General features: G+C 62.7%; 2 protein-coding genes. Both read left to right on the top strand.

All coding sequences use genetic code 11. The annotated features are described in order from the left end of the window. Positions 1–9: 9 nt before the first annotated feature. Positions 10–261: a helix-turn-helix domain-containing protein gene (locus tag VSR82_RS39805; RefSeq protein WP_498858904.1), complete on the top strand. Its 252-nt coding sequence runs from the start codon at positions 10–12 to the stop codon at positions 259–261. A 104-nt stretch (positions 262–365) separates the two neighbouring features. After that, positions 366–932, top strand: a complete 567-nt coding sequence (locus tag VSR82_RS39800; RefSeq protein WP_429456801.1) for a carboxymuconolactone decarboxylase family protein — start codon at positions 366–368, stop codon at positions 930–932. Positions 933–1,041: the final 109 nt, after the last annotated feature.

Here is a 1,041-nt window from a genome sequence, read left to right as displayed (position 1 = left end):
TTTTGCCGGCTGTTCGGCGAGCTTGCCGGTCAGCCGCCTGCACAGTTCGTCGCCCTCGTCAGGATGAAACTGGCCGCCACCATGCTTGCGCATGGCGCATCGACCGCGAAAGTGATCGAGCAGGTTGGCTACCATTCCGAGTCGGCATTCGCGCGTGCGTTCCAGCGCGTGATCGGAGTACAGCCCGGATCATGGCGGCGCGGTCATCCCGTAGTGCGCGACCAACAGACAAGCTCCATACAAAGCGGCGCGATTCATTGAGCAGCAGCGGTCAAAGACAATCGGGCAGAAATTAGAGATGGTTTCGACTTGTTGGCAATCGGGCACGGCGCACAGAATACGTCTCCAACTGAAAGGAGTGCAATATGAGCCGCCTGCCCCTGCAGACTGTCGAGAGCGCGCCCGAGGCGAGCCGCCCGTTTCTTCAGCGCTCACTGGCTGCAAATGGTTTCCTGCCAAACCTCGTTGCCGCGCTGGCGAATGCGCCTGTGGCGCTGGAAACGTACCTGAGCGTCGGAGAAATCAACTCGCGCGGCGGACTGACGTTGGCCGAGCGTGAAACGGTTCAGATCACGGCTGCGGCGATTCACGGTTGCGGTTTCTGTGTGGCGGGTCACACCGCGGTTGCGTTGAAGAAAGCACAACTTGCCCCGGCGCTGGTGGATGCGCTGCGTGCGCAGCAGCCGCTGCCCGACGCGCGGCTCGACGCGGTCGCTGTATTCACGCGCGCGGTGATCGCCACGCGCGGCGCTGTCGCCGACTCGGAACTCTCGGCGTTCCTGGCGGCTGGCTTTACCAATGCGAACGCGCTCGAAGTGGTCCTCGGCGTGAGTCTTGCGACGCTCTGCAACTTCGCGAACAACCTCGCTCGCAATGATCTCAATCCGCAGTTGGCCGACTATCGTTGGGAACCCGGGACGCAAACAGTATGAGTACCGCTTCTTTCGTCCCCGCCGATCTTGCCGTATGGCTCGACACGCACGCGGAGTCGCTCGACTCGAGCGCGGGGCACGCACGTGAAATCGTGCCGCGGCTTGCCGC

The organism is Burkholderia sp. JPY481 (assembly GCF_038900515.1).
Classification (GTDB): Bacteria; Pseudomonadota; Gammaproteobacteria; order Burkholderiales; family Burkholderiaceae; genus Paraburkholderia; species Paraburkholderia youngii.
The sequence above is the reverse complement of the archived record's forward strand: the minus strand, read 5'-3'. Positions and strand labels throughout refer to the sequence as shown.